Source organism: Pseudomonas sp. Irchel 3F6 (genome assembly GCF_900187595.1).
GTDB lineage: Bacteria > Pseudomonadota > Gammaproteobacteria > Pseudomonadales > Pseudomonadaceae > Aquipseudomonas > Aquipseudomonas siliginis.
In genome coordinates, this window is the sequence record NZ_FYDP01000001.1 from 1,340,858 (window position 1) to 1,365,242 (window position 24,385).

The following is a 24,385-nucleotide window of genomic DNA, read 5'->3' on the forward strand; positions in this document are numbered from 1 at the left end:
CAGCAACCGCCGTGCACAGACTCATTGCGTCAACGGTAATAATCTCAGTGTGGGTTCTCAGGTTTATAGCCCAGACGCAACCCGCCCCAGTGTCGGCCCTTGATCATGATCGGCACCGAAAGATCATGCATCAGCTCACCCGTATCGCGCGTGTAAGTCTGCAGCAAAACTGGTTGTTGATGGCTGCCGCAACGGATGCCCGTGCGGTCAGCGAATTTGCGTTTGGTGCGGTTATTTACCGTGTCGACCTGCACATCACCGGTCAACGGCTGGCTGAATGCCTGGTTATGCGTCGGCACATAACCCTGCTGCGTGCAGGCGATCGCGAAAACCAAACCTTCATGACGCGCTAACAGAGGCTCTTGAATCGCCGGCAAGACCTGATCTGTGTATCGATCAAAGCGGGTTTGAAATTTGGCTGGTTCGGTGCCCGGAATCGGCTGGTAGCTGCGATCGAACAGGTCATCCAGACTAATCCGCCCCTGCTCGACATCTGCCCCGAAGCGCGCGGCGATCTGGCTCGCACCTTCGCGGGCCAGGTCATAAATGCGCTGGTGATAGTCGTCCAGACCGACTTCGGCCAAGCGTTCGCTGATGGTTTCCGCCTGCCCTTCCATCTGCACCGCGGCGTCGGCGAGGCGGCGGGTCTGCTGATCGCTGATCGCCAGATCGCTACGCATTTGCTCAATCGCGCTGAACAGCGCATCAAGCTGCTCGCGATTGGTTTGCGCGCCACGGGCGATTTCGCTGACCTGGGTTTCCACTCCGGCGGCAAGTCGCGCGATGTTCTCCAGATGCTGACCGGTGTGCTCGACCTGTTCGACGCCAGTATGCAGATCACTCGACAACTCGCGAATCTGCGCCACCACTTGCGCGGTGCGCTGCTGAATGTCTGCAACCATCTCACCGACTTCGCCCGTGGCCGCCGCCGTCCGTGCCGCCAATCCGCGTACTTCATCGGCGACCACGGCGAAACCGCGACCATGTTCGCCCGCCCTGGCCGCTTCAATAGCTGCGTTCAAGGCCAGCAGATTGGTCTGGCTGGCGATCGACTGAATCACCAGCGTCACCCGCTGAATGTCGTCGCTGCGCACACTCAGGGCCTCGATCAGCTCGCGACTGGCGTTGGCGCGCTGACTGAGTTGCTGCATGCGCGAAATCGAGTCGAGCAGTTCGCTGCGCTCCGCCGCGCTGCTTTGATGCGCTTCGCTGGCGGCGTCCAGCGCGTCGCGACTGAGCTGTGAAGTCGCCTGCTCGGTGGCGATCATCACTTCGGCGTTGCTGACGATCTGCGCCGCCGCGTCGAGTTGCGATTCAAGTTTGCTGGCGAGCGCTTTGACCGAAAACGCCACGCCGGCGGCAGACAGTGCGTTGTGACTGGTGGTGTAGGAGAGATCGCGAGTCAGTGCGGACAATGCGCTCGCACTATCGACCGGGACAGCAGCTGGAACGTTGCGCGAACGCAGGCGCGGCAGCCAGACAATCAGCACCGCCAGCGGCATGCCGAGGTAAAGCGACCATTCGGCCAGAGCCATGCCGGCCAGCAACAGCATCAGAGCGATGCTTTGCAGGGTCGGCGCGATCCAGCGATTTTTCGGCAGAAGCACTGGTGCAGGCAGCGCCGCAACCAGAGATCCATCTCTCGTCATCTTGATCACCCCACGTTTGTTCTCATTGTTGTGACTGCATTAAACGCCACTACAACGCCATTATCCATGGTCCGTTAGTCGTGGGGTCTGTGGCAGGTCAAGGGAACGACGGGAAAATATCGCAGACGAGCAAAAACAAAGATCGCAGCCTCGCGCAACTCCGTGTAGAAGCTGCCGAAGGCTGCGATCTTTTGCAGGCGCCCCCTATTCAAGGGGCCGCCATGGAATCAGGCCTGACGCTGGTGCTTGTCGATCTGCTCGTGACGCTCTTGAGCTTCGATGCAGTACTTGGTGGTCGGGCTGATCAGCAGACGCTTCAGGCCAATGGCCTCGCCGCTGTCGTCGCACCAGCCAAAGCTGTCGTCCTTGATGCGCTCAAGAGCTTGTTCCAACTGCGGCAGCATGCGCTGGTCGCGATCGATCGCGTTGACCAGCCAGGTGCGCTCTTCTTCAACCGAAGCCGCGTCCGCCGGGTCAGCCGGGGTGTCCAGGCTTTCGATGGCGATACGGTTTTGCTCAATGCGCTCGTGGGTTTCGACTTTCATGTTCTGCAACAGCTCAGTGAAGAAAGCGTGTTGCTCTGCATTCATGTAGTCATCTGCCGGCATAGCCAGCAACTTGTCCTTTGTCATTGATATCTCTATAAAAAAACGTGCATTAAGGCGAATAAGGGAGCGTTTCGGCGAACCGTGTCGGCCGTCGAAAAGGCATCGTTTTATTGCAAACGCCACCCGGCACTCAATTTACGAGGGGCGGCAGTCTAAGGCCCGATCAAGGCCTCAGCAACTGTAAATACAGGGAATTTGTCCGACAGGACCAGGAAACTGCTCTGACACAGGCTTCACACGGCCATCGGAGTGCGTTTATAGCAAGAAATTCACTCCAGCGGCTGTATATAGAAGACAAACGGCTAACCATGCCGCCATCGACAGCGGAAATTATTCTCGCAAGGTGCATCGTTTCAGCCCGGCAGAGCCCGCGCAGCCCTTCTATGATCAGGCTTACCGCGTGATCAACCCGCCCGAAGGATGTCCTATGCCCCGCCCCGATCTGCCGGCCGCCGACGAACTTTCGCTCGCCAGCCCCCCGATCACTGCCGAGCGTCTGCTGCAAACGATTAGCGACGAATATGACGCCCTTCCGCGTCAGCTTAAACGTATCGCCAGTTACATTAGCCAGCAGAGCGAGCGAATCATGGTCGACCGCATCAGCGACATCGCTCGTGAATGCGAGGTGCATCCGTCCGCCATCGTGCGTTTTTCGCAGCGCTTCGGGTTCAGCGGCTTCAGCGAAATGCAGGCGCTGTTCCGCCAGGCCTGGACGCACAAGGCCACGCCGGCGCAGAACTATCAACAACGCATCCGCAGCCTGATCGCCAGCAAATCGCAGACCGCCAACAGCGGTGAGCTTGTCCGCGAGTGCATCGACGCAACGCTATCGGGCATCGAACGTTTGGGCCGCGAACTGGATGGGGCTGCGTTCGACAAAGCTGTCGACCTCATCGTCAATGCCGACGACATCTATGTGGTCGGGGTCCGCCGCTCGTTCGCCGTTGCCGACTATCTGGTTTACAACCTGCAGCACACGCAGAAGCGCATTCATCTCGTCTCCGGCATCGGCGGCAGCTATCGCGAGCAAATGCGCAGCGTGCGCGCCAACGACCTGGTCATCGCCATCAGTTTTGTGCCCTACGCCAAGGAAACCCAGCACTGCCTGCGATTCGCAAAGCGTCAGGACGCCAATGCCCTGATCATCACCGACAGCCCTCTGTCGCCACTGGCAAAACTTGCCAATAGCGTGTTGCTGGTCAATGAAGGCAGTGCGCTGGCCTTTCGTTCGCTAAGCGCGACACTGTGTTTATGTCAGGCGCTGTTTGTGGCGGTGGCCTATCGGCTGGAACTGAATGTCGATGAGATTCACGAACAACCCGGATTCGACGACTGACAATTGTCTCAGGCTCGGCTAGGTTATGCGTTCCCACCGGTTCGACTTGAAGGAACGCGTCATGAAACTGATCGGCATGCTCGACTCCCCCTACGTGCGCCGCGTAGCAATCTCCGCCAAATGCCTGGGGATTGACCTCGAACACGAGTCGGTCTCGGTGTTCCGCCACTTCGAGTAATTCCAGCAGATCAACCCGGTGGTCAAGGCGCCCACGCTGATCCTCGACGACGGCGTGGTCCTGATGGACTCGACCCTCATCCTCGACTACCTCGAAGCCAGTTCCGGCAAGAGCCTGCTGCCCAGCGATCTCACACAACGCGCCCACGCCCTGCGTCTGATCGGCCTCAGCCTCGCCGCTTGCGAAAAAGCCGTGCAGCTGTATTACGAACGCAACTTGCGCCCGGCCGACATTCAGTATCAACCTTGGGTTGAACGCGTTGAAGGCCAACTCGCCGCCGCGTTTACCGCCCTGGAAAAAGAACTTGAGCACAGTGACTTGCCGGTCGACGGCTCCCTCTCCCAGACCGGCATAAGCCTGGCGGTTGCCTGGAGCTTCACCAACCTCGTCGTGCCCGATCAGGTCGACTCCGCGCGCTATGCGCGCATCGCCGAATACACCGCCTACGCAGAAGGCACCGATGCGTTCATCAGCACACCGATGACCTGACCATGAGCACGACCGACACCGCCGCCCCGGCGTTAAAGGAAATCTTCAACGCCGAGCGCTTGCAGCACATCGCTGACGAAATGAGCGCGGTGTACCCGGCATTCAAGGCCAAGGCGTTTCTCAAACACGCCCAGGACGGACTCGCTGAATTATCAGTGATGCAACGCATGGCCCGCGTCGCCGAAAGCCTGTATGCCGTGTTGCCGCTGGACTACGAGGATTCCCTCGAAGTGCTGTTCGAACTCGCGCCACGGCTGAACAGCGGCTTCGTCAGCATGTGCCTGCCGCATTACGTCGCGAGCTATGGCGGGCACACCTTCGATACCTCCATGGACGCCCTGAAGTACTTCACCACCTTCGGCTCCTCCGAGTTCGCCATCCGCCATTTTCTGCGCGCCGACCTTGAACGCTCGCTGGAACGGATGCACGAGTGGACCCGCGACGAAAACCACCACGTCCGCCGCCTCGCCAGCGAAGGCAGCCGCCCTCGCCTGCCGTGGTCCTTTCGGTTGGAAGCGGTACAAGCGGATCCGCTGCTGGCCGCCGTGATACTCGATCGGTTGAAGGCGGATGAGAGCTTGTACGTGCGCAAGTCCGTGGCGAATCATTTGAATGATGTGACGAAAGTGCATCCGGAGTGGGCGTTGGACACGATTGAAGGTTGGTCGCTGAACAACAAGCATACGGCCTGGATTGCCAAACATGCGCTGCGCAGCTTGATCAAACAGGGCAACGTGCGCGCGCTGACGGTGATTGGCGCAGGGGCGAAGGCTGAGGTTGAGTTGTTGGATGTGCGGGTTGAGCCGGCGGTGGTGAGGTTGGGGGACGCGATTACGTTGTCGTTTACGGTGAAGTCGACGGTGGCGCATGAACAGCGGCTGGTGATCGACTATGCGATTGAGTATGTGAAGGCGAATGGCGGGGTTTCGAGGAAGGTATTCAAGTTGAAGACGGTGGAATTGCCGGGGTTTGGGGTGGCGCTTGTGCAGCGCAGACAGGTCATCAAGGATTTCACGACACGCAAGCATTTTGCCGGCCGGCATGGAGTGCAGGTGATGATTAACGGAAAGGTGGTGGGTAGTGCAGGGTTTGAGGTTTTGATTTGAGAAATGAGTCATTGATTGGTCTTGAAGACCGGTCGCGAATCAGTGCACTGGCAGCCGTGCATCGATAATGAGCGCGGCAGCACAATGGACAAACTCCCGCCTCAGTAGTTACCAACTTCCGTATGGGACGCCGAATTAAGCCCTGAGGGAGCACCTGTTGTCACAAGCACTTTCAACAGCGTATGGCGACTCCACGGGCCGCAGTACTCAGGCACGTGCGCGATCAATCGGTATCCGCAGCGGGTGTACCAACGGGCGACGTCGTCATCCAGTGTTTCGATCAACGCATCTACGCATGCTCTTTCAACCGCTAATGCCTCAAGCTTGTGCAACACCTGAGTACCCAGCCTGGTTCCACGCCATTGCGCGTTGATCCACAGGTAATTGACAAACAGACGCCTGAATTCGGTTCTACCGGAAGCGCCGCCGATTAGTGCCCCGTTCTCCATCAGCGAACAGGCGATGGCCTCAGCTTGTCCGCCGCGAGCCTCGGACAAGGCTCGGCCATGCTGTAAGACGCCGTCACTGATGGCCTTCATGGTGTCCGGATTGATGTCGCGAACGGTAAGCCATTCCCTCATTGCTGCTCTCCATTGCTAAAAGTCCTTGGCGCTTTCAAGCAAAAGAGGAGCCAACCTGAGATCTTCCCAGCAACAACTCCTGCTCCGCCTCACACAACCCCACCACATAATCCCAGACCACCCGCAGCCGCACCGATTTGTGCAATTCCCGCCGCGTGCTGATCCAGTAGCTGCGTTCGATGCTTTCATCCGGCAGCAGCGCCACCAGATCCGGCTCGGACGCGGCCATGTAACACGGCAGCACGGCGATGCCCAACCCCGAGCGCGCCGCTTCCTGCTGGGCGATGACGCTGGTGCTGTGAAAGACCACGCGCGGGCTGCGGCAGAAGCTGTTGAGGAACATCAGTTCCTGACTGAACAGCAGGTCGTCAACGTAACCGATCCACGCATGTCGGCCCAGGTCTTCGCGGCTATGCAGCGGTGGCGCTTTGTCGAGGTAGGTCTGGCTGGCGTAAAGCGCGAGCCGATAGTCAGTGAGCTTGCGCGTGACCAGCATGTCGGCGGATGGCCGTTCGAGGTGGATGCTGATCTCCGCTTCACGGTTGAGGATGCTGACAAAGCGCGGCACTGCAACCAGTTCCACCTCCAATCCCGGATAACGCTCAAACAAGCCAATCATGCGACTGGCGAGAAACTTGATGCCGAGGCCTTCGGTGACGCCGACGCGGATCTTGCCCAGCGGCGCGGTGGACTGGGTGATTTCTTCCTGCGCCAGCAGCGCGACGTTTTCCATCGCTTCGGCGTGCTTGAGCAGCGCCTCCCCCGCCGGGGTCATTTCATAGCCCTGGGCGTGCTGGACGAACAGCGCAGTGCCGAGGCTTTTCTCGATCGATTCAATATGCCGCGCCACTGTCGCGTGGGTGGTGTTGAGACGGCGCGCGGCAGTGAGCAGGCGGCCGCTGCGTTGCAGCTCGAGAAAAAAGCGCAGGTCGTTCCAGTCGAACATGGCGGGTCCTTGTCGGCTATCGTCGTTGCACGCTGTTTGAAAACGCACAGCGGCTGCGCAAAAACTAACATTCTTTTAACGAAAGCTAACAACTAGAGTGTCCGACAATAAAAACAAAAAGCGAGGTCAGGGCATGCAGACGTCCCTGGATGAATTCGACTACATCGTGGTCGGCGCCGGCCCCGCCGGTTGCTTGCTGGCCAACCGGCTCTCAGCGGATCCACAGCAACGGGTGTTGCTACTCGAAGCCGGCGGACGCGACAACTACGCCTGGATTCATATTCCTGTGGGTTACCTGTTCTGCATCGGTAATCCGCGCACCGACTGGTGCTTCAAAACCGAACAACAACCGGGCCTCAATGGCCGCGCGCTGAGTTATCCGCGCGGCAAGGTGCTGGGCGGCTGTTCGTCGATCAACGGCATGATCTACATGCGCGGCCAGGCCGGCGACTATGACGGCTGGGCGGCCGCAGGCAATCCGGGCTGGGCCTGGAAGGATGTGCTGCCGCTGTTCAAACAGAGCGAAAACCACTTTGCCGGCGGCGCTGAATTTCATGGCGATCAGGGTGAATGGCGGGTCGAACAGCAGCGCCTGTCGTGGCCGATTCTGGATGCCTTTCGCAGCGCTGCCGAGCAAAGCGGCATCGCCAGCATCAATGACTTCAACCAGGGCGACAACGAGGGCTGCGGTTACTTTCAGGTCAACCAGAAAGCCGGGGTACGCTGGAACGCGGCCAAGGCCTTTTTGAAACCACTGCGCAGCCGGGCGAACCTGACCGTGCTGACCGGCGTCGAGGTTGATCGCGTCTTGCTGGAGAACGGCCGCGCGGCGAAAGTCAGCGCGCAGCATGAAGGTCAGATCAAACAGTTCAAGGCGCGCAAGGAGATTGTTTTGTGCGCCGGTTCAGTCGGCTCGCCGAGCATTCTGCAGCGCTCCGGCATCGGTCCGCGGCCGCTGCTCGAACGCGTAGGGATAGGCGTGATTCATGAGCTGCCCGGCGTCGGCGGTAACCTGCAGGATCACCTGCAACTGCGGCTGATCTACAAGCTGGAAAACGCCCGCACCCTGAACCAGATCGCCGGCAGCGTGTGGGGCAAGATGGGCATGGGCCTGCGTTATCTGTATGACCGTAGCGGGCCGTTGTCGATGGCGCCGAGTCAGTTGGGCGCATTCGCCCGCTCCGGTCCCGAGCAAACCTCGGCGAACCTGCAATATCACGTGCAACCGCTGTCGCTGGAGCGCTTTGGTGAGCCGCTGCACAGCTTCCCGGCGTTCACCGCCTCGGTGTGCGACCTGCGCCCACAGAGCCGTGGACGCATCGAGATTCGCTCGGCCGATCCGCAAGCAGCGCCGCTGATCCAGCCCAATTACCTCAGCCATCCAGAAGATCTGCGCGTCGCCGCCGATGCCATTCGCCTGACCCGGCGCATCGTCAGCGCCCCTGCCCTGCAAGCGTTCAAACCGGTCGAATACCTGCCCGGCGACAGCTTGCAAAGCGAAGAACAATTGCATGAAGCGGCGGCGAAGATCGGCACGACGATTTTCCATCCGGTCGGCACCTGCCGCATGGGCAATGACGGTGACGCGGTGGTCGATGCGCAATTGCGCGTGCATGGTGTGCCGGGTCTGCGCGTTGCCGATGCGTCGATCATGCCGAGAATTACCTCGGGCAACACCTGTTCGCCTACGCTGATGATTGCCGAGAAGGCGGCACAACTGATTTTGTCCAGATCTGCAGATATCTCCCCTGTGGGAGCGAGCCTGCTCGCGAATGCGGTAGCTCACTCAGCCTAGGAGTTAACTGACAAAAAGCTTTCGCGAGCAGGCTCGCTCCCACAGCAATCATCACCAGACTCAGGCATCGCGCATTACCGGACACGCAACACCAGTGGAACAACAAAAACAATCACTGTGAGGGATACCGATATGTCAGAACACGTTCAGCCGCTGGACGCTGCGGGCAGCGCCGAGACCAGCAACGCCACGCAGAAAGTCATCTTCGCTTCATCACTCGGGACGGTGTTCGAGTGGTATGACTTCTTCCTCTACGGCGCCCTCGCGGCAGTGATCAGCAAGCAGTTTTTTGCCGGGGTCAATGACACCACGGCGTTCATCTTCGCGCTCATGGCGTTCGCCGCCGGCTTCATCGTACGGCCGTTCGGTGCGTTGGTATTCGGCCGTCTGGGTGACATGATCGGGCGCAAATACACCTTTCTGGCGACGATCATTCTGATGGGCGTGGCGACGTTCTGCGTCGGCCTGCTGCCGACCTACGCCAGCATCGGCATCGCCGCGCCGATCATTCTGGTGGTGCTGCGCATGCTTCAGGGCCTGGCGCTCGGTGGCGAATACGGCGGTGCGGCGACCTACGTGGCCGAGCACGCGCCCATCGGCAAACGCGGCTTCCACACCAGCTGGATTCAATCCACCGCGACCCTCGGCCTGCTGTTGTCGCTGCTGGTAGTGCTCGGTTGCCGCTACTTCACCGGCGACCAGTTTGAAGTCTGGGGCTGGCGCATTCCGTTCCTGCTGTCGATCGTCCTGCTGGGTATTTCCACCTGGATTCGCCTGAGCCTGCACGAGTCGCCGGCCTACCTGAAAATGAAGGAAGAAGGCAAAACCTCGAAGGCGCCGATCCGCGAATCCTTCGGCAAATGGGAAAACCTCAAAGTCGTGCTGATCGCCCTGTTCAGCATCAATGCCGGGCAAGCAGTGACCTTCTACGCCGCGCAGTTCTATGTGCTGTTCTTCCTCACCCAGTTCCTGAAAATGGACCCGGCGGTGGCCAACAGCCTGTTGATCATCAGCGTGGTGATCGGCGCGCCATTCTTCATCTTTTTCGGCTGGCTCTCGGACAAGGTCGGGCGCAAACCGGTGCTGATGCTCGGTCTGCTGCTGGCGACCGCGCTGTACTTCCCGATCTTCAAATCCCTGGCCCACTACGCCAACCCGGCGATCGATCAGGCCAGCCGTCAGGCACCGATCACCGTCCTCGCCGATCCCGCCACTTGCACGTTCCAGTTCGATCCGGTGGGCAAGGCCAAATTCGACAGCCCGTGCGACAAGGTCAAGACCTTCCTGGTCAAGCAAGGCCTGCCCTACTCCAGCGTCGCTGCACCTGCGGGCAGCGCCGTGCAAGTGAGTGTCGGCGACGTGAAGCTGGATGGTTTCGATGAGGCGGCACTGCGCGGCGCGATCACCCTCGCCGGCTACCCGCAACAAGCCGATATGCAGCAGATCAACAAACCGATGATCGTCGCCTTGATCGTCGCGCTGATCATCATCTCGGCCATGTGCTACGGCCCGCTGGCCGCGTTGATGGTCGAACTGTTCCCGACCCGCATTCGCTACACCTCGATGTCGCTGCCCTATCACATCGGCAACGGCTGGTTCGGCGGATTCCTGCCCACCGTGTCGTTTGCGCTGGTGGTGTACACCGGGGATATCTTCTACGGGCTTTGGTATCCGGTATTGATTACCGGGGTGAGCCTGGTGGTGGGGATGATCTGTCTGCGTGAGACGAAGAATATCGATCTCGATAAAAACTGAAAAACCCGCTGACAACAATGGCGAGGGAAGCGATTCTCTCGCCATTTTTTGCTTCAGGCGTCCGCTTTGATCACTTCGAATTTCACCTGGTCCGGATAAAACGCCACATAGTTGCGGATCGGTTCAACCGAGATCTTGGGTTTTTCGTAAGTCCACACCGCATTGGCGCCCTCATGCCCCGGCACTTGCAGGCTGAAGTAATTGGCGTCGCCCTTGTACGGGCAATAGCTGGTGTGGTCGGTGCGGGCGAAGTATTTTTCGTCGATGTCTTCGCGCGGGATGTAGTACACCGGCGGATAGTTGGCTTCGTTGAGGATCATCGCGTGCGAGGACGCGGCGACCTGGATGCCGTGGAACTTCACCAGCAGGCAGCCGGCAAGTTGTTCCAGGCTGATCACGGGACTGGGGCTTTTCATGAGGTTCTCCTGAGCACAGCGAAGAGACCGGTTCAGGTATAGCTGATGGTTGCGCAGCTCGACTGGATTACGGCCGAACGGCTAAACCTCCTGCAACGCTTTTATCTGTATATCCATACAGATAAAAGTTGCTCCCGCCGCGAACTCCCGCCATCCTGTGCCCTCTCCACACACCAACCAGCGATGGTAGCTATGCGGCTGTACCTCTGTGAAAAACCTTCCCAGGCCAAAGATATTGCGGCCGTGCTCGGCGCCAAGCGTCGCGGCGACGGCTGCTGGTTGGGGACGGACGTCACAGTGACCTGGTGCATCGGCCATTTGCTCGAAACCGCGCCGCCGGACGCCTACGACGCGCGCTACAAACGCTGGGTGCTGGCCGATCTGCCGATCATTCCTGACAAATGGAAAATGACCGTCAAGCCGCGCACCGCCAGCCAGTACAAAGCGGTGAAGCGTCTGCTTGGCGAGGCCAGCGAACTGATCATCGCCACCGACGCCGACCGTGAGGGCGAGATGATCGCCCGGGAACTGGTCGAGCACTGCCGCTATCGCGGGCCGATCCGCCGCTTGTGGCTGTCGGCACTCGACGAAGCGTCGATTCGCAAGGCACTGGGCGCGCTGAAGCCCGGAGCGGAAACGTTCAGCCTGTATCACTCGGCGCTGGGCCGTTCGCGGGCGGACTGGTTGATCGGCATGAACATGAGCCGACTGTTCACCTTGCTGGGCCGTCAATCGGGTTATCAGGGCGTGTTGCCGGTAGGACGGGTACAGACGCCGACCCTGCGATTGGTGGTCGACCGCGACCGCAGCATCGCCGATTTCGTCCCCGTACCGTTCTGGGCAATCGACGTGGATTTGCTGCACAACGGAACGGCGTTTACCGCGCAATGGCGCGCGCCGTCGGACATTTGTGATGATCAGGATCGCTGCCTTAATCAGCCGTTGGCGCAACAAGCGGCGGCGGCGATCAGCAGTGCTGACAGCGCACGGGTGATCAAGCTGAAGACCGAGCGCATGCGCGAAGTGGCGCCGCTGCCCTTCGATCTTGGCACCTTGCAGGAAGTCTGCTCGAAAAAGCTTGGCCTTGGCGCGCAGGAAACCCTCGACATCGCCCAGGCCCTTTACGAAACCTACAAAGTCATCACCTATCCGCGCAGTGATTGCGGCTTTCTGCCGTTGAGCCAACACAGTGAGGCGCCATCGATCCTCACAGCGTTGCGCCAGGCCGATCCGAGCCTTGAAGCCTTGCAGGGTTATCTCGAACCGCAAAGGCGCTCGCGGGCGTGGAATGACGCCAAGGTCAGCGCTCACCACGGCATCATTCCCACCATCGCCGCGAAGAACCTTGAAAGCCTGAGCGGCAAGCATCGTGCGGTGTACACGCTGATTCGCGCGCGCTACCTGGCGCAGTTCCTGCCCAATCACGAATACGATCGCACACAGGCCGATTTCGATTGCAACGGGCAGGCCCTGCGCGCGGTGGGCAAGCAGATCATCGAAGCGGGCTGGAAGCGCGCATTGCCCGAAGCACTGGCACCGGCCAAGGGCCGCGAAGCACCAGCACCGCAAACCTTGCCGACCCTCAGCCAAGGCGTCGAATGCGCTGTGTCGAAAGTGAATCTCAAGGATCTGTGGACGCAGCCACCAAAACCCTACACCGAAGGCGATCTGATCAAGGCGATGAAGAACGTCGCCAAACTGGTCGAGGATCCGCTGCTCAAACAGAAACTCAAGGACACCACCGGCATCGGCACCGAAGCTACCCGTGCATCGATCATTCAGGGTTTGCTTGATCGCGGTTATCTGGTCAAGAACGGCAAGGCACTGGCGGCGACACCTGCCGCGTTCAGCCTGATCGACGCAGTGCCTCGCGCGATCGCCGACCCTGGCACCACGGCGATCTGGGAACAGGCCCTGGACATGGTGCAGAGCGGCGAGATGAGTCTGGAAGAATTCGTGACCAAACAGGCCGCGTGGATGAGCAAGCAGGTCACCCGCTGCTCCGCCCTCAGCCTGACCATCAGCGGCCCGCCGCCCGCCGGCAAAGCCGCAGCGCCGTGGAAGAAAAAGCGTAAGTCGACGCCCAGCAAAACCGCCGGTACGCGCAAACGCACGGCGCGTCCGACGACTCGCTGAATGCATCGCGGTTCCCTTCTCGACGTTGTTGAAACGGATCTTTTCTCATTCCAAAACAGCTTTGTCCGACAATATGTAGTGCTTGAAAATAATCACTACAAAACCGTTGACGGCGTCGTTTTGCTTTTGCATGATGAAGACGTTCCCCGATCGGGAACACTGGTAACACGCTTGAGCAAACTCGTCTGACCGCCGAGTTGTTTTTTCCGGATACACGCTGCCCACAAGGCAGATTGAAGAAGCTGACCTGGCCTGAACGTCCAGTACAAGGACGAGAAGCGCTGGCGAAAATTCTCAAGACGCTTGTGGCCGACACTGGATTGTCGTCAAGGAGCCTCCCGGTTTTCGCTGCTTCTCCTCGTTGTGACGCTATTGCGTAGCAGTTATTCAACACGACTACATGCAACAGATGCACGACCCCGTACTTCACACGGGCGAACGCTGACGTCCTGGTTTCGGTGCCAGGGATCAACTAACCGATGGGCTACCTGTATTAGCGAATCAACTTTGAAAGATCACCAGACTGGTCAAGGGGCATAACAATGAATCTGAACAATCAACCCACCATCGAAGAACTGGCTCGTATGTTCGCGGCGCAAAAAGACAGCCACGACAGCCATATTCTCTGGATCAGCAAGTCGGGGCAGGTACACATTGACTGCCTTTCGCCTCACGCTGGCGAAGAAGAATTCGACCGCAACCACCAGAACCTGCTGGCCCGCCTGAAGATGTACCGCCGCGGCCACGGTTATGTCGGCAAGAAGGCTGCGGCCGACAAGGACTTCATTGGCAATGTGCTGCAAACGCTGAAACAGGCGTGGGATTCGATGCAGAACAAAAATGAAGTTCGGGTGATTGATCGGTTTTATTGAGTTGTAGATTATTTGACTAAGGGCCTGCTTCCGATTGGGAGCAGGCCCTTTGTTGTTCTTTTGAGTTATGCGGCGTGAGTGCCCCCGTCGCCCCTCACCCCAGCCCTCTCCCGAGGGAGAGGGAGCCGACCGAGTTGCCTCAGCTCAACCGTAGACCTGAATGACCGTGGCGATTATGAGTCAACGAAGCTCGTTCAGGTCGGCGTAACTTGACCAAACACCTCGGTCAGTCCCCTCTCCCGCTGGGAGAGGGTTAGGGTGAGGGGCTTTTCATGCCGAGCACCAGTTCCACAAACGCCAACGCCGCCGCGCTGTGATAATTATTCCTGCGCCGCAACAACGCCGCCCCCCGCTGCGGCGCCTCACCTTCGACCCGCAAGCGGCGCAACGCGCGGTCTTCGCTGGCAATCGCCTCGGGCAGCATGGTCGCCAGCGGCGCATGCCGCACCACTTCCAGCAGCGTACTCACCGAATTCACCTCGATCCGTACCTGCGGCGTAATCCCCTGCTCACGGAAATACTCATCCACCGACAACCGCGTAATGAAGCCCGGCGCCAGCAAGGCGAAATCCAGTGATGCCAATTCCGCCGGCGTCAACACCGAAGGGCTGCCATAGAGCGGATGCCCAGGCCCGACCATAATCCCCAGCGTCTCGGTAAACGCTGGTATGCATTCGATATCGGCATTGCGCACCGGGGTAAACGCGATCGCGACATCCAGCGAATCATCCGCCAGCCCGGCCTCGATGTCGTCCATCGACAACTCGAAGATTTCCAGATGAATCCCGGGAAACCGTGCCCTGTAATCACGCACCAACGGCCCGACCAGATACGCCATGAACGTCGGCGTCATCGCCAGGCGCAGGGTGCCGCGCGACAAATCCTTCACATCGTGCAAGGCGCGCTGTCCGGCCTCCAGCTCCACCAGTACGCGCCGTGCGCATTCAATGTAAGCCGCGCCTGCATCCGTCGGCTTCACCGTGCGTGAGGTGCGATCGAACAGGCTGACGCCGAGGGTTTCTTCCAGCTGCCGGATCTGCTGCGACAACGTCGGCTGCGATACATGCAGCGCTTCGGCGGCGCGGGTGAAGCCGCCGTGATCGGCAACGGCGAGCAGATAACGCAAATGTCGCAAAAGCATGGAGACACCATCTATAGGCAAGGCTTATGCGCAGCATTGTATATCGGTCTTGGACGCTATGAATCGACCGGCGCAACATTGCTTCCACACACAGCAAGCCAACCCCTGAAAGGAGTGACACCATGCAACAGTCCCACGCCTACAACGACAACAGCCTGGCCCTGACTACCCGCGTTCTCGACGCCAAGGCGAAAAAAGATCTGTCGTGGCAGGATCTCGCTGACGGCACCGGCCTCAGCCTGGCTTATGTCACCGCCGCCCTGCTCGGCCAGCATCCGTTGCCGGAAAACGCTGCTCAAGTGGTCGGCGACAAGCTTGACCTCAGCGCAGATGACGTCGCCGCTCTGCAGATCATTCCTTTGCGCGGCAGCCTCAGCGGCGTGCCGACCGATCCGACCATCTACCGCTTTTATGAAATGATCCAGATCTACGGCACCACGCTGAAAGCTCTGGTTCACGAACAGTTCGGTGACGGCATCATCAGTGCGATCAACTTCAAACTGGACATCAAGAAAGTCGAAGACCCGGAAGGCGGCTCCCGCGCCGTGGTGACCCTCGACGGCAAGTTCCTGCCGCTGCGCCCGTTCTGATACGCCCGGCCTGCACCTTGGGTGCGGGCCTTCTCACTCCTGTCACGAGGACACGTCCATGAAAGCCCTGATCGACGGCTTCCTGAAATTCCAGAACGAAGCCTTCCCGCAACGCAGCGAACTGTTCAAACATCTGGCCACGACTCAGCAACCCGGCACGCTGTTCATCACCTGTTCCGACAGCCGTGTGGTGCCTGAGCTGCTGACCCAGCAAGAGCCCGGCGAACTGTTCGTGATCCGTAACGCCGGCAATATCGTGCCCTCCTACAGCCCACATCCGGGCGGGGTGTCGGCGACGGTGGAATATGCGGTGGCAGTGCTGGGGGTGACCGATATCGTGATTTGCGGCCACTCCGATTGTGGTGCGATGACCGCAATTGCCCAGTGCAAATGCATGGATCACCTGCCCGCTGTCAGTGGCTGGCTGCAGCATGCCGAATCGGCGAAGGTAGTCAACGAAGCGCGCGTGCATGGCAGCGACGCGGCGAAATTGAGTTCGATGGTGCGCGAGAACGTGATCGCGCAACTGGCGAATATTCAGACCCACCCGAGTGTGCGCCTGGCCCAGGAGCAAGGCCGGTTGAATCTGCATGGCTGGGTTTACGACATCGAGACCGGTTCGATCGACGCACTCTCTTCCGATCGTCGCACCTTTGTGCCGCTGGCCGAGCGGCCTGAGACTTGCGCGATCAGCGCGCAAGCCAGCCACGCTGCCTGACTCCCCACCGTGATCGTTCCCACGCTCTGCGTGGGAATGCCTCTAGGGACGCTCTGCGTCCAGTGACGCGGAGCGTCACGGGCTGCATTCCCACGCAGAGCGTGGGAACGATCAACAGATCAGCGTTTTACCGTGAGATCTACCTGAGTCATTCGGCTGCGCACGGTGAACACGCCGTCACCGGAAAGAATCGCACTGCGCGCAAACAGGCGCCCGCTCTCCCAGTTCGAAAGGCCCAGTTCCGGCTTGTTCAACGCGTACTGGCCATCGACCCAACGGGTGATGCCGTTGCCTACGAACGGCGCATTCACCGCGTTGTAGAAGCGTTCCTGAACCGCCGCCGCCTGGCTGATCAACGACACGGTGAATTGCGGGCTGTACCGGTTGAACAGCGCAATCGCCTGATCCAGATCGTCGACAATCATCAGGCTGACTTCCGGGGTTTCTTCCCATTCCCACTCGCGGCCCAGGTCCGACTCGGGCAAGGATTCGGCCAGCGCTTCGTTCCGGTAACCCTCGGCGCGATAAACCTCGACCGTTGCGTTCTGCCATTCACTTGGCAGGTAACGTTCACTGCCCGCGACGATGTGCAATTTGCAGCCTTGGCCGCGCGCAGTACCGGCGTCTTTCAAAGCTTCGAGGAACAGCGGCACCAGCTCATCGGCGCGTTCGCGCTGAATCAGGCAGACGTTCAGGGTATTGCAGACCTTGCGGTCCAGAGAGTTGCGCACCACCGCCGCGAAGCGTGTGGCATCGGCATCACGGTCGGCGATCAGCCACGCACCGCCGGTACCGTGCAGGCTGACGGCAGTGCCGGCCTGCTGGGCAATGCTGCCCAACTGGCTGACCGCACGGCCCGAGCCGCGCGCCACCGCCAGCGACAGACGCCGATCGGCAAACATCGCCCAACCGGCGGCGTGATTGACACTTTCGACCAACGACACCGCCCCCACCGGCAAACCGGCTTCGGCCAGCGCCGGGTTCAAGGCGTGAGTGACGATAGCTTGCGCAGTGCCCAACGCATCGCTGCCGATGCGCAGCACAGCCGTATTGCCGGTGCGCAACACGCCGGCGGCGTCGGCAAATACGTTGGGACGGCCTTCGAAGACAAACGCGACGATGCCCAGCGGCGAGACGACTTGCTCAACCTTCCAGCCGTCGTGCTCGACACTGCTGATCACTTTGCCACGCGTGGGCGGCGCATCACGCCAGGCGCGCAGCCCGGCGATCATGTCGCGGCGCATGCGTTCATCGGCGAGCAAGCGTGTGGTCGAGCGACCGCGCGCCTTGGCCCGCTCGATGTCGGCGCGGTTGGCGGCTTCGATCTGCGTCCAGCACTGAGGATTTTCCAGGCGCTGGGCAAACAGGTCGAAGAATTGGCTGATGGCTTCATCGGACACCGCCGACAACGCGGTGAATGCCGCAGCCGCACGCTCGATTGCCACCGAGGCGGCCTGTTGATCGGCCACGGGGATCAGCAACAACTCGCCACTGACCTGCTCGACCAGCAAATGGTCACCGGGCTGAAACCGCGCGGCCAGTTCGGGGCTGACCACGGTGACGCGGTTACCAGCGAAAGGGATTGGCGTGCCAGCGACTAGACGTTCGAGCGCAAGAGACATGAAGCGGATTCACCATGCAGAGGGCGGTCGGAAAATGTAGCGGATTACTGGCTGAAATACACCTCCTCAAACACTAAAGAAACCTGTGGGAGCTGGCTTGCCAGCGATAGCGGTGGTTCAGGCAAATTTATAGTGACTGACAGGGCCTCATCGCTGGCAAGCCAGCTCCCACAGGGTCATGTGGTGTTCAGGTGGGTCAGAACACCGACCAGCCAATCCGCGAGCTCAGCAGTTCCAGCGCTGCCATCCCCGCCAGCGAGTTGCCGGCCGCATTCAACTCCGGCGACCACACGCACACACTGAACTGCCCCGGCACCACCGCAACGATGCCGCCGCCGACCCCGCTCTTGCCTGGCAAGCCGACACGATAGGCGAAATTGCCCGCCTCGTCGTACAAACCGCTGGTGGCCATGATCGAATTGACCTGCTGGGTCTGGCGGCGCGTCAGGATCTGCTCGCCGCTGTGCTTGCAGAACCCGTCATTGGCCAGAAAGCAGAACGCCCGGGCCAGATCGATGCAGTTCATGCGCAGTGCGCAGTGGCTGAAATAGCTGCGCAACACCGCCTCGACATCGTTGTGAAAGTTGCCGAACGACTGCATCAGATAGGCCATCGCCGCATTGCGCGCGCGATGCTGGTATTCGGAGTCGGCGACCTTGCCGTCGATCATGATTTGCGGGTTGCCCGACAGACGCCGGACGAAGTCGCGCATCGACAGTGTCGGCGCGGCGAAGCGCGACTGGTTGATGTCGCAGATCACCAGCGCACCGGCATTGATGAACGGATTGCGCGGGCGGCCGCGCTCGAATTCCAGTTGCACCAGCGAGTTGAACGGCTGGCCGGACGGCTCGTGGCCAAGCCGCTCCCAGATCGCTTCGCCGGAATGATCGATGGCCTGCACCAGGCTGAATACCTTGGAAATACTCTGCACCGAGAACGGCGTTTCAGCGTCGCCGGCGCAATACATTTCGCCATCGTTACTGTACACGGCGATGCCCAGCTGGTTGGCCGGTACCGTGCCGAGGGCGGGAATATAGTCAGCAACTTTGCCCTGCCCGATCAGGGGCCGGACGGCGTCAAGGATCTCGTTCAACAGCGCTTGCATGCCGGGTTCCGAAAGTCTCGCCCCATGGGATCGCGGGGACACTGGGGCTAGACGCTGCGCCCGCCGGTCGCATCACACCGGCAAGCATCCAGCAGAATGTTCTAGGCTGAAGCGGACCATTCAGACACAGGAGAGCACCATGCACCTCGAAGGCTCCTGCCATTGCGGCGAAGTCACGTTCAGCCTCGACAGCGCCCATCCTTATCCCTATCAACGCTGCTACTGCTCAATCTGCCGCAAGACCCAGGGCGGCGGCGGTTATGCGATCAACCTTGGCGGCGACGCGACTACTCTCAAGGTTCGCGGGCGCAAAAACATCAGCGTCTACCACGCCAAAATGAAAGCCGACGGCGATAAACGCGCCCATCGCAGCAGCGCCGAGCGTCACTTCTGCTCGCTGTGCGGCAGCGGCCTGTGGCTGTTCAGCCCGGAGTGGCCGGAGCTGATTCATCCATTCGCCTCGGCGATCGACACGCCACTTCCGGTGCCGCCGGAACACACGCACCTGATGCTTGGCTCGAAAGCGCCGTGGGTTGAGGTGGAGGCCAAGCCGAAGGATCAGCAGTTTGATGAATATCCTGAAGAGTCTATTGCTCAGTGGCATGAGCGACTGGGTGTGACCCGCTGAACACCGCGCCCTTCGCGAGCAGGCTCGCTCCCACATTCGGATTGCGATCACCTGTGGGAGCGAGCCTGCTCGCGAAGGGGCCGGGTCAGGCAATATCAATCAGTCCAGATGCGCCCAGGTCATCCTGAACAACGCCCCGCCCCACACCGAGTCGCCAACCTCAACCTGCCCGCCATGGGACTGCGACACCCGCCGCACCAGCGCCAGGCCCAGTCCGAAACCACCGGTGCGCCGATCACGGCTGGCATCCAGTCGGGAAAACGGTTCGAAGATTTTTTCCCGTCCCTCCAGCGGCACACCCGGCCCGTCATCGCTGACCCGCACTTCATAGTCATCGCCATTGCGCAGCAGCGACACCTCGACGCGCTGCTCGGCGTAGCGAATGGCATTGCGTAAAAGGTTGATCACCGCCCGCGCCATGAAGCGCGGTTCGATGCTCACGGTGTCGACCTGGCAACCCGCGATCGTCAACTGCACGCCCACTGCTTCAGCCTCAAGCGCTACACTGCCGACAACGCTGTCGAGCCAGTCGGCCGCATGAATATTCTCCCGTTTGATCACCGTCGCACCGTGCTCAAGGCTGGCGTACGTCAGCAGCTCCGAGACCATTTCCTCGAGCTCACCGAGGTCGGCGTACATGTCGGCGATCAGCTCGCGATTCTGGCTCGCGTCGGGTTGCTGTTTAAGCTGATCGAGCTCGAACGACAGCCGCGCGATCGGTGTGCGCAATTCGTGCGACACCGCATTGGTCAGCTCGCGCTGATTGGCAATCAGGCCCTCGATGCGCGCCGCCATCAGATTGAAGTGCTCGGCCAGATCGCGGATGTTCGAGCGCCGCGACAACTGGATGCGCACCGACAGATCGTTGTCGCCGAAACGCTCGGCCGCCAGCCGCAGCTTTTCCAGGTCGCGCCAGTGCGGGCGCACCCAGAAAAACAGAACGATGCCGATCAGCACTGCGAGCATCATGTACGCCGCGGTGATGTAGAACGGCATCAGGCTCGGCTCCGGCGGCAGCTTGATGCTGAGCAATTGCGAGCCGCCATCGATGTTGCTGATGAACTGCGTGTAATCGTCGCGGATCACCAACAGGTTCCGCGCGAGCTCGGCTTTTTCCTGCGGTGTGAGCGCCAGTTGATCGGCCTCGACCAGACTCAGCGACAGACCGTAATGCGCGCGCAATGAATCGAGTTTCTGTTCACGCTCGGCCCCTTGGCGGCCTTGCAGATGATCGACCAGCGACCACGCCTGACCGCGCACGGCTTCACGGTTGTAATCCTGCGTCTGGCTGTCGAGCAACGCGTTGAAGGTGTGCTCGACCGTCTGCAACGCCAGCACCAGCCCTACCGTCATGACCAGAAACAGCCCGAGGAACAAACGCAGCATCTACAGCTCCCACGCGAACGGATTGAACAGATAGCCCTTGCCCCACACGGTCTTGATGCACACCGGCTCGCGAGGGTTGTCCTTGAGCTTGTTGCGCAACTTGCTGATGTAGACGTCGACGCTGCGATTGAGGCCGTCGAAAGCGATGCCGCGCATGCGATTGAGAATGTCATCGCGGGAAAGAATCTTGCCCGCCGCGCTGGCGAGCAACCAGAGCAATTCGAACTCCATGGTGGTCAGCTCGATCAGCTCACCGGTCAGGCGCACTTCCCGGCAACTGCGGTCGATGCTCAATTGCCCGAACTCAAGAAAACTCACCACGCTGCTGTCCGGCGTCTGCCGCCGTTGCAGCGCACGCAGCCGCGCGAGCAGTACCGGCGGCTTGATCGGCTTGATCACATAATCGTCAGCGCCGGACTCCAGACCGAGGATGTGATCGAGATCGTCTTCCTTGGCGGTGAGGATCACGATCGGCGTGTCCGAGACACTGCGAATTTCCCGACAGACCTGCAAACCGCTCTGCCCCGGCAACATCAGGTCGAGCACCACTACTTTCGGCTTGAATTCCAGGAATGCAGCCATGGCGAGATCGCCGCGATGCACCGTGCGCACCTCGTAGCCGTGTTGTTCAAGAAAGTGTGCGATCAGTGCGGCGAGACGCTCATCGTCTTCGACCAGCAGGACTTTGCCAAAACCCAGGTTATCCATAACAACCGTTGCCAAGCCAAACGTGGAAGGGCCGATATTATGCTGGCATTCATCGCACAGGCGATCACGGCAGACAGCAAAAACCGGCCACTTGGGCCGGTTTTCGGTGATGTTTCATACTTTTAAGATTTTTTTACAATCCGACAATGATGTCCGATTGAATTGCGGACCTCTGTAGGAGCTGCCGAAGGCTGCGATATTTTGATTTTCGATTTGTAACAACAAGATCAAAAGATCGCAGCCTGCGGCAGCTCCTACCCGATCATGCGGCGACCGGCACGCCGCTGTGGAAGCGGAACTCCTCGTCCGGCGACTCGATCAGTTCCTGCTCGGCCACACGGACGCGCTCGATCACCTGCGCGACATCCTTGGCATCACCATACTGATAGGCCAGTTTCAGATAACCCTGAAAGTGCCGCGCCTCGCTTTTCAGCAGGCCGAAATAGAACTTGCCCAGCTCTTCATCCAGATGCGGCACCAGTGCTTCGAAGCGTTCGCAACTGCGTGCTTCGATGAACGCGCCAACCACCAGTGTGTCGACCAGTTTCACCGGTTCGTGGCTGCGCACCACTTTGCGCAGGCCCGAGGCGTAACGGCCGGCGTGCAGCTGACGCAGCTCGATCTTGCGCCGTTTCATGATGCGCATGACCTGCTCGTGGTGCACCAGTTCTTCCCGGGCCAGGCGCGACATCATGTTGATCAGGTCGACGTGGGCGTGGTACTTGGCAATCAGGCTCAGCGCCGTGCTGGCAGCCTTGAACTCGCAGTTCTTGTGGTCGATCAGCAGGGTTTCCTGGTCGGCCAATGCCGCCTGGACCCAGGCGTCGGGGGTGCGGCAGCCAAGGAATTCGTGGATTTCGGGAAGGATCATGGGGCTCACGGTAAAAGGTGTTCGAGCGAAGGGCGCCGATTATACCGGCCTGCCCGCAGACCACCAGCGGGGGCTGTTGATATGCATCAAGTCGCAGACGTTCGGGTAGCAACTATAGTTGTGCAACGCCGTGCCTTTTCTTTGCTGGAGACTCCGCTCATGCAAGCCATTCGCAGCATTCTGGTGGTCATCGAACCTGAACATGCAGAAAGCCTGGCGCTCAAACGCGCCAAGCTGATCGCCGGTGTCACCCAGGCCCATCTGCATCTGCTGGTGTGTGACAAGAAGCATGACCACGCCGGCCTGCTCAGCGTGCTCAAGGCGGCGTTGCTTGCCGAAGGGTACAGCGTGACCACCGAACAGGCATGGAACGAGAGCCTGCACGAAACCATCATCGATGTGCAGCAGGCCGAGGGTTGCGGCCTGGTGATCAAACAGCATTTCCCCGACAGCTCGCTGAAAAAAACCCTGCTGACCCCGGCCGACTGGAAGCTGCTGCGCCACTGCCCTACCCCGGTGCTGCTGGTAAAAACCGCCGGTTCGTGGAAGGACAAAGTGATCCTGGCTGCGGTCGATGTCGGCAATGCCGACGGTGAGCATCGGCATCTGCACAGCACCATCATTGATCACGGCTACGACATCGCCAGTCTGGCCAAGGCGCATCTGCATGTGATCACCGCGCATCCGTCGCCGATGCTCTCGGCGGCAGACCCGACGTTTCAGCTCAAATCGACCATAGAAGCCAAGTACCGCGAGCAGTGCCGGGCGTTTCAGGCGGAGTTCGATGTCGATGACGAGCACCTGCACATCGAGGAAGGCCCGGCAGATGTGCTGATCCCGTTCATGGCGCACAAGCTCCAGGCGGCGGTAACGGTAATTGGCACGGTAGCGCGCAGTGGTTTGTCAGGCGCGTTGATCGGCAATACGGCGGAAGCGGTGCTGGATACCCTGGAAAGCGATGTGCTGGTGCTCAAGCCGCAGGAGGTTGAGGATCATCTGGTGGAACTGGCCGTGAAACATTAAGAGCAAAAGATCGCAGCCTTCGGCAGCTCCTACAGGTAGAACGCATTCCCATGTAGGAGCTGCCGAAGGCTGCGATCTTTTGCTGTTCAGGCGCCAAAGGCGTCTTTGAGAAAGCCGGGGGCGATGTAGCGCTGATAATGCGCTTCCGACAGCAGGAAGAATTCCCGATCAATGGCATCGCGCAGTTCCGGCAGGTTCCAGTCGCGGAATTCCGGCAGCAACACCATCCCGTACGCCTCGAGATTAATGATCACCCGCGCCCCCCGGGCGATCAGCTGATAGGCCCAGCAATATTCCGACTGATGCGGTACGAAGCGGATCTTGCGCTGTTCGAGCTGCTCGCGCAGGCGCGCCGGATCGAAGATCTCGACTTTGCTCGCCATCACTTGTGACAGCAATTGCTCCAGACGCAGCCACACCGCGCGCTTTTCCTCCTCGTTGTATCCGTTCCAATGGATCACTTCGTGATGGAAACGCTTGCAGCCACGGCACACCAGGTCACCGTAAACGGTGGAGCAGAGGCCGACGCAGGGGGTCTTGATGGTCTGATTGGGCATAAATGGGCAGAACACTGAAACGCGGAACAGGCCGGCATGTTAGCCCTTTGTCGGGCATTGATCACCCCTCAAACAGCAAGGTCTCGCCGGCGTCGCAGGTTTGCTCCGGCCGCGCTGATTGCCACGAAAGTCCAATAGAGCGCGACTTACCTTTAAATTTTTTTTGCCG

Annotated in this window: 22 protein-coding genes and 1 pseudogene; 11 read left to right on the top strand and 12 right to left on the bottom strand. The window is 60.0% G+C overall.

Annotation, left to right across the window (positions count from 1 at the left end):
• Positions 1-44: 44 nt before the first annotated feature.
• Both CKW30_RS05795 and CKW30_RS05800 read right to left on the bottom strand, forming a co-directional pair.
• Complete coding sequence (locus tag CKW30_RS05795; RefSeq protein ID WP_095180317.1) at positions 45-1,649, bottom strand: methyl-accepting chemotaxis protein; 1,605 nt, start codon at positions 1,647-1,649, stop codon at positions 45-47.
• Between the two features lie 227 nt (positions 1,650-1,876).
• Positions 1,877-2,281: a TraR/DksA family transcriptional regulator gene (locus tag CKW30_RS05800; protein ID WP_016775095.1), complete on the bottom strand. Its 405-nt coding sequence runs from the start codon at positions 2,279-2,281 to the stop codon at positions 1,877-1,879.
• Positions 2,282-2,684: 403 nt separating this feature from the next.
• Here CKW30_RS05800 and CKW30_RS05805 point away from each other — a divergent pair, with 403 nt between their 5' ends.
• The 3 genes and pseudogenes from CKW30_RS05805 (at position 2,685) to CKW30_RS05815 (ending at position 5,366) form a co-directional block, all read left to right on the top strand.
• Positions 2,685-3,593, top strand: a complete 909-nt coding sequence (locus tag CKW30_RS05805; protein ID WP_095180239.1) for a MurR/RpiR family transcriptional regulator — start codon at positions 2,685-2,687, stop codon at positions 3,591-3,593.
• 61 nt (positions 3,594-3,654) lie between these two features.
• Positions 3,655-4,260: pseudogene (locus tag CKW30_RS05810) on the top strand (glutathione S-transferase).
• 2 nt (positions 4,261-4,262) lie between these two features.
• Positions 4,263-5,366, top strand: a complete 1,104-nt coding sequence (locus tag CKW30_RS05815; protein WP_095180240.1) for a DNA alkylation repair protein — start codon at positions 4,263-4,265, stop codon at positions 5,364-5,366.
• Positions 5,367-5,467: 101 nt separating this feature from the next.
• On the opposite strand, the gene CKW30_RS05820 is transcribed toward CKW30_RS05815, so the two are convergent.
• Together CKW30_RS05820 and CKW30_RS05825 are read right to left on the bottom strand one after the other, a co-directional pair.
• The gene (locus CKW30_RS05820; protein ID WP_056789243.1) at positions 5,468-5,947 is read right to left on the bottom strand and encodes a GNAT family N-acetyltransferase; all 480 of its coding nucleotides are present in this window, start codon (positions 5,945-5,947) and stop codon (positions 5,468-5,470) included.
• 34 nt (positions 5,948-5,981) lie between these two features.
• Positions 5,982-6,893, bottom strand: a complete 912-nt coding sequence (locus CKW30_RS05825; RefSeq protein WP_095180241.1) for a LysR family transcriptional regulator — start codon at positions 6,891-6,893, stop codon at positions 5,982-5,984.
• 133 nt (positions 6,894-7,026) lie between these two features.
• On the opposite strand from CKW30_RS05825, the gene CKW30_RS05830 reads away from it, so the two are divergent.
• Both CKW30_RS05830 and CKW30_RS05835 read left to right on the top strand, forming a co-directional pair.
• Positions 7,027-8,688 (top strand): GMC family oxidoreductase, encoded by a 1,662-nt coding sequence (locus CKW30_RS05830; RefSeq protein ID WP_095180242.1) that lies wholly within the window; start codon positions 7,027-7,029, stop codon positions 8,686-8,688.
• A 132-nt stretch (positions 8,689-8,820) separates the two neighbouring features.
• A complete protein-coding gene (locus tag CKW30_RS05835; protein ID WP_024013261.1) occupies positions 8,821-10,443 on the top strand; it encodes an MFS transporter in 1,623 nt (540 codons plus the stop codon).
• Positions 10,444-10,496: 53 nt separating this feature from the next.
• Here the strand turns inward: CKW30_RS05835 and CKW30_RS05840 are convergent, their stop codons facing one another.
• Positions 10,497-10,859: a DUF427 domain-containing protein gene (locus tag CKW30_RS05840; RefSeq protein ID WP_056789235.1), complete on the bottom strand. Its 363-nt coding sequence runs from the start codon at positions 10,857-10,859 to the stop codon at positions 10,497-10,499.
• Between the two features lie 192 nt (positions 10,860-11,051).
• Here CKW30_RS05840 and CKW30_RS05845 point away from each other — a divergent pair, with 192 nt between their 5' ends.
• Positions 11,052-12,995 (top strand): DNA topoisomerase III, encoded by a 1,944-nt coding sequence (locus CKW30_RS05845; RefSeq protein WP_095180243.1) that lies wholly within the window; start codon positions 11,052-11,054, stop codon positions 12,993-12,995.
• A gap of 542 nt (positions 12,996-13,537) precedes the next feature.
• Positions 13,538-13,867 (top strand): hypothetical protein, encoded by a 330-nt coding sequence (locus tag CKW30_RS05850; RefSeq protein WP_056789230.1) that lies wholly within the window; start codon positions 13,538-13,540, stop codon positions 13,865-13,867.
• 253 nt (positions 13,868-14,120) lie between these two features.
• Here CKW30_RS05850 and cynR read toward each other — a convergent pair whose 3' ends face one another.
• Positions 14,121-15,008, bottom strand: a complete 888-nt coding sequence (gene cynR, locus CKW30_RS05855; RefSeq protein ID WP_095180244.1) for a transcriptional regulator CynR — start codon at positions 15,006-15,008, stop codon at positions 14,121-14,123.
• Between the two features lie 122 nt (positions 15,009-15,130).
• Here cynR and cynS point away from each other — a divergent pair, with 122 nt between their 5' ends.
• Together cynS and CKW30_RS05865 are read left to right on the top strand one after the other, a co-directional pair.
• Positions 15,131-15,598 (top strand): cyanase, encoded by a 468-nt coding sequence (cynS, locus tag CKW30_RS05860; RefSeq protein ID WP_041480833.1) that lies wholly within the window; start codon positions 15,131-15,133, stop codon positions 15,596-15,598.
• 58 nt (positions 15,599-15,656) lie between these two features.
• Positions 15,657-16,316, top strand: a complete 660-nt coding sequence (locus CKW30_RS05865; RefSeq protein ID WP_095180245.1) for a carbonic anhydrase — start codon at positions 15,657-15,659, stop codon at positions 16,314-16,316.
• A gap of 119 nt (positions 16,317-16,435) precedes the next feature.
• On the opposite strand, the gene CKW30_RS05870 is transcribed toward CKW30_RS05865, so the two are convergent.
• Together CKW30_RS05870 and glsB are read right to left on the bottom strand one after the other, a co-directional pair.
• Positions 16,436-17,938, bottom strand: a complete 1,503-nt coding sequence (locus tag CKW30_RS05870) for an aldehyde dehydrogenase family protein (protein ID WP_095180246.1) — start codon at positions 17,936-17,938, stop codon at positions 16,436-16,438.
• Positions 17,939-18,134: 196 nt separating this feature from the next.
• The gene (gene glsB, locus CKW30_RS05880; protein WP_024013269.1) at positions 18,135-19,043 is read right to left on the bottom strand and encodes a glutaminase B; all 909 of its coding nucleotides are present in this window, start codon (positions 19,041-19,043) and stop codon (positions 18,135-18,137) included.
• Positions 19,044-19,182: 139 nt separating this feature from the next.
• On the opposite strand from glsB, the gene CKW30_RS05885 reads away from it, so the two are divergent.
• On the top strand, positions 19,183-19,671 hold the full coding sequence (locus CKW30_RS05885; protein WP_095180247.1) for a GFA family protein: 489 nt from the start codon (positions 19,183-19,185) through the stop codon (positions 19,669-19,671).
• Between the two features lie 99 nt (positions 19,672-19,770).
• Here the strand turns inward: CKW30_RS05885 and CKW30_RS05890 are convergent, their stop codons facing one another.
• From CKW30_RS05890 to CKW30_RS05900, 3 genes are all read right to left on the bottom strand, one after another.
• Entirely contained in the window at positions 19,771-21,057 is a 1,287-nt protein-coding gene (locus CKW30_RS05890) for an ATP-binding protein (protein WP_095180248.1), read from the bottom strand.
• Positions 21,058-21,765 carry a response regulator gene (locus CKW30_RS05895; RefSeq protein WP_095180249.1) on the bottom strand — a complete coding sequence of 236 codons (708 nt, stop codon included), beginning with the start codon at positions 21,763-21,765 and terminating at the stop codon, positions 21,058-21,060.
• Positions 21,766-22,027: 262 nt separating this feature from the next.
• On the bottom strand, positions 22,028-22,636 hold the full coding sequence (locus CKW30_RS05900; protein WP_056789213.1) for a tRNA-(ms[2]io[6]A)-hydroxylase: 609 nt from the start codon (positions 22,634-22,636) through the stop codon (positions 22,028-22,030).
• 159 nt (positions 22,637-22,795) lie between these two features.
• On the opposite strand from CKW30_RS05900, the gene CKW30_RS05905 reads away from it, so the two are divergent.
• On the top strand, positions 22,796-23,659 hold the full coding sequence (locus tag CKW30_RS05905) for a universal stress protein (RefSeq protein ID WP_095180250.1): 864 nt from the start codon (positions 22,796-22,798) through the stop codon (positions 23,657-23,659).
• 86 nt (positions 23,660-23,745) lie between these two features.
• On the opposite strand, the gene CKW30_RS05910 is transcribed toward CKW30_RS05905, so the two are convergent.
• A complete protein-coding gene (locus tag CKW30_RS05910; RefSeq protein WP_024013275.1) occupies positions 23,746-24,216 on the bottom strand; it encodes a DUF1289 domain-containing protein in 471 nt (156 codons plus the stop codon).
• Positions 24,217-24,385 lie beyond the last annotated feature (169 nt).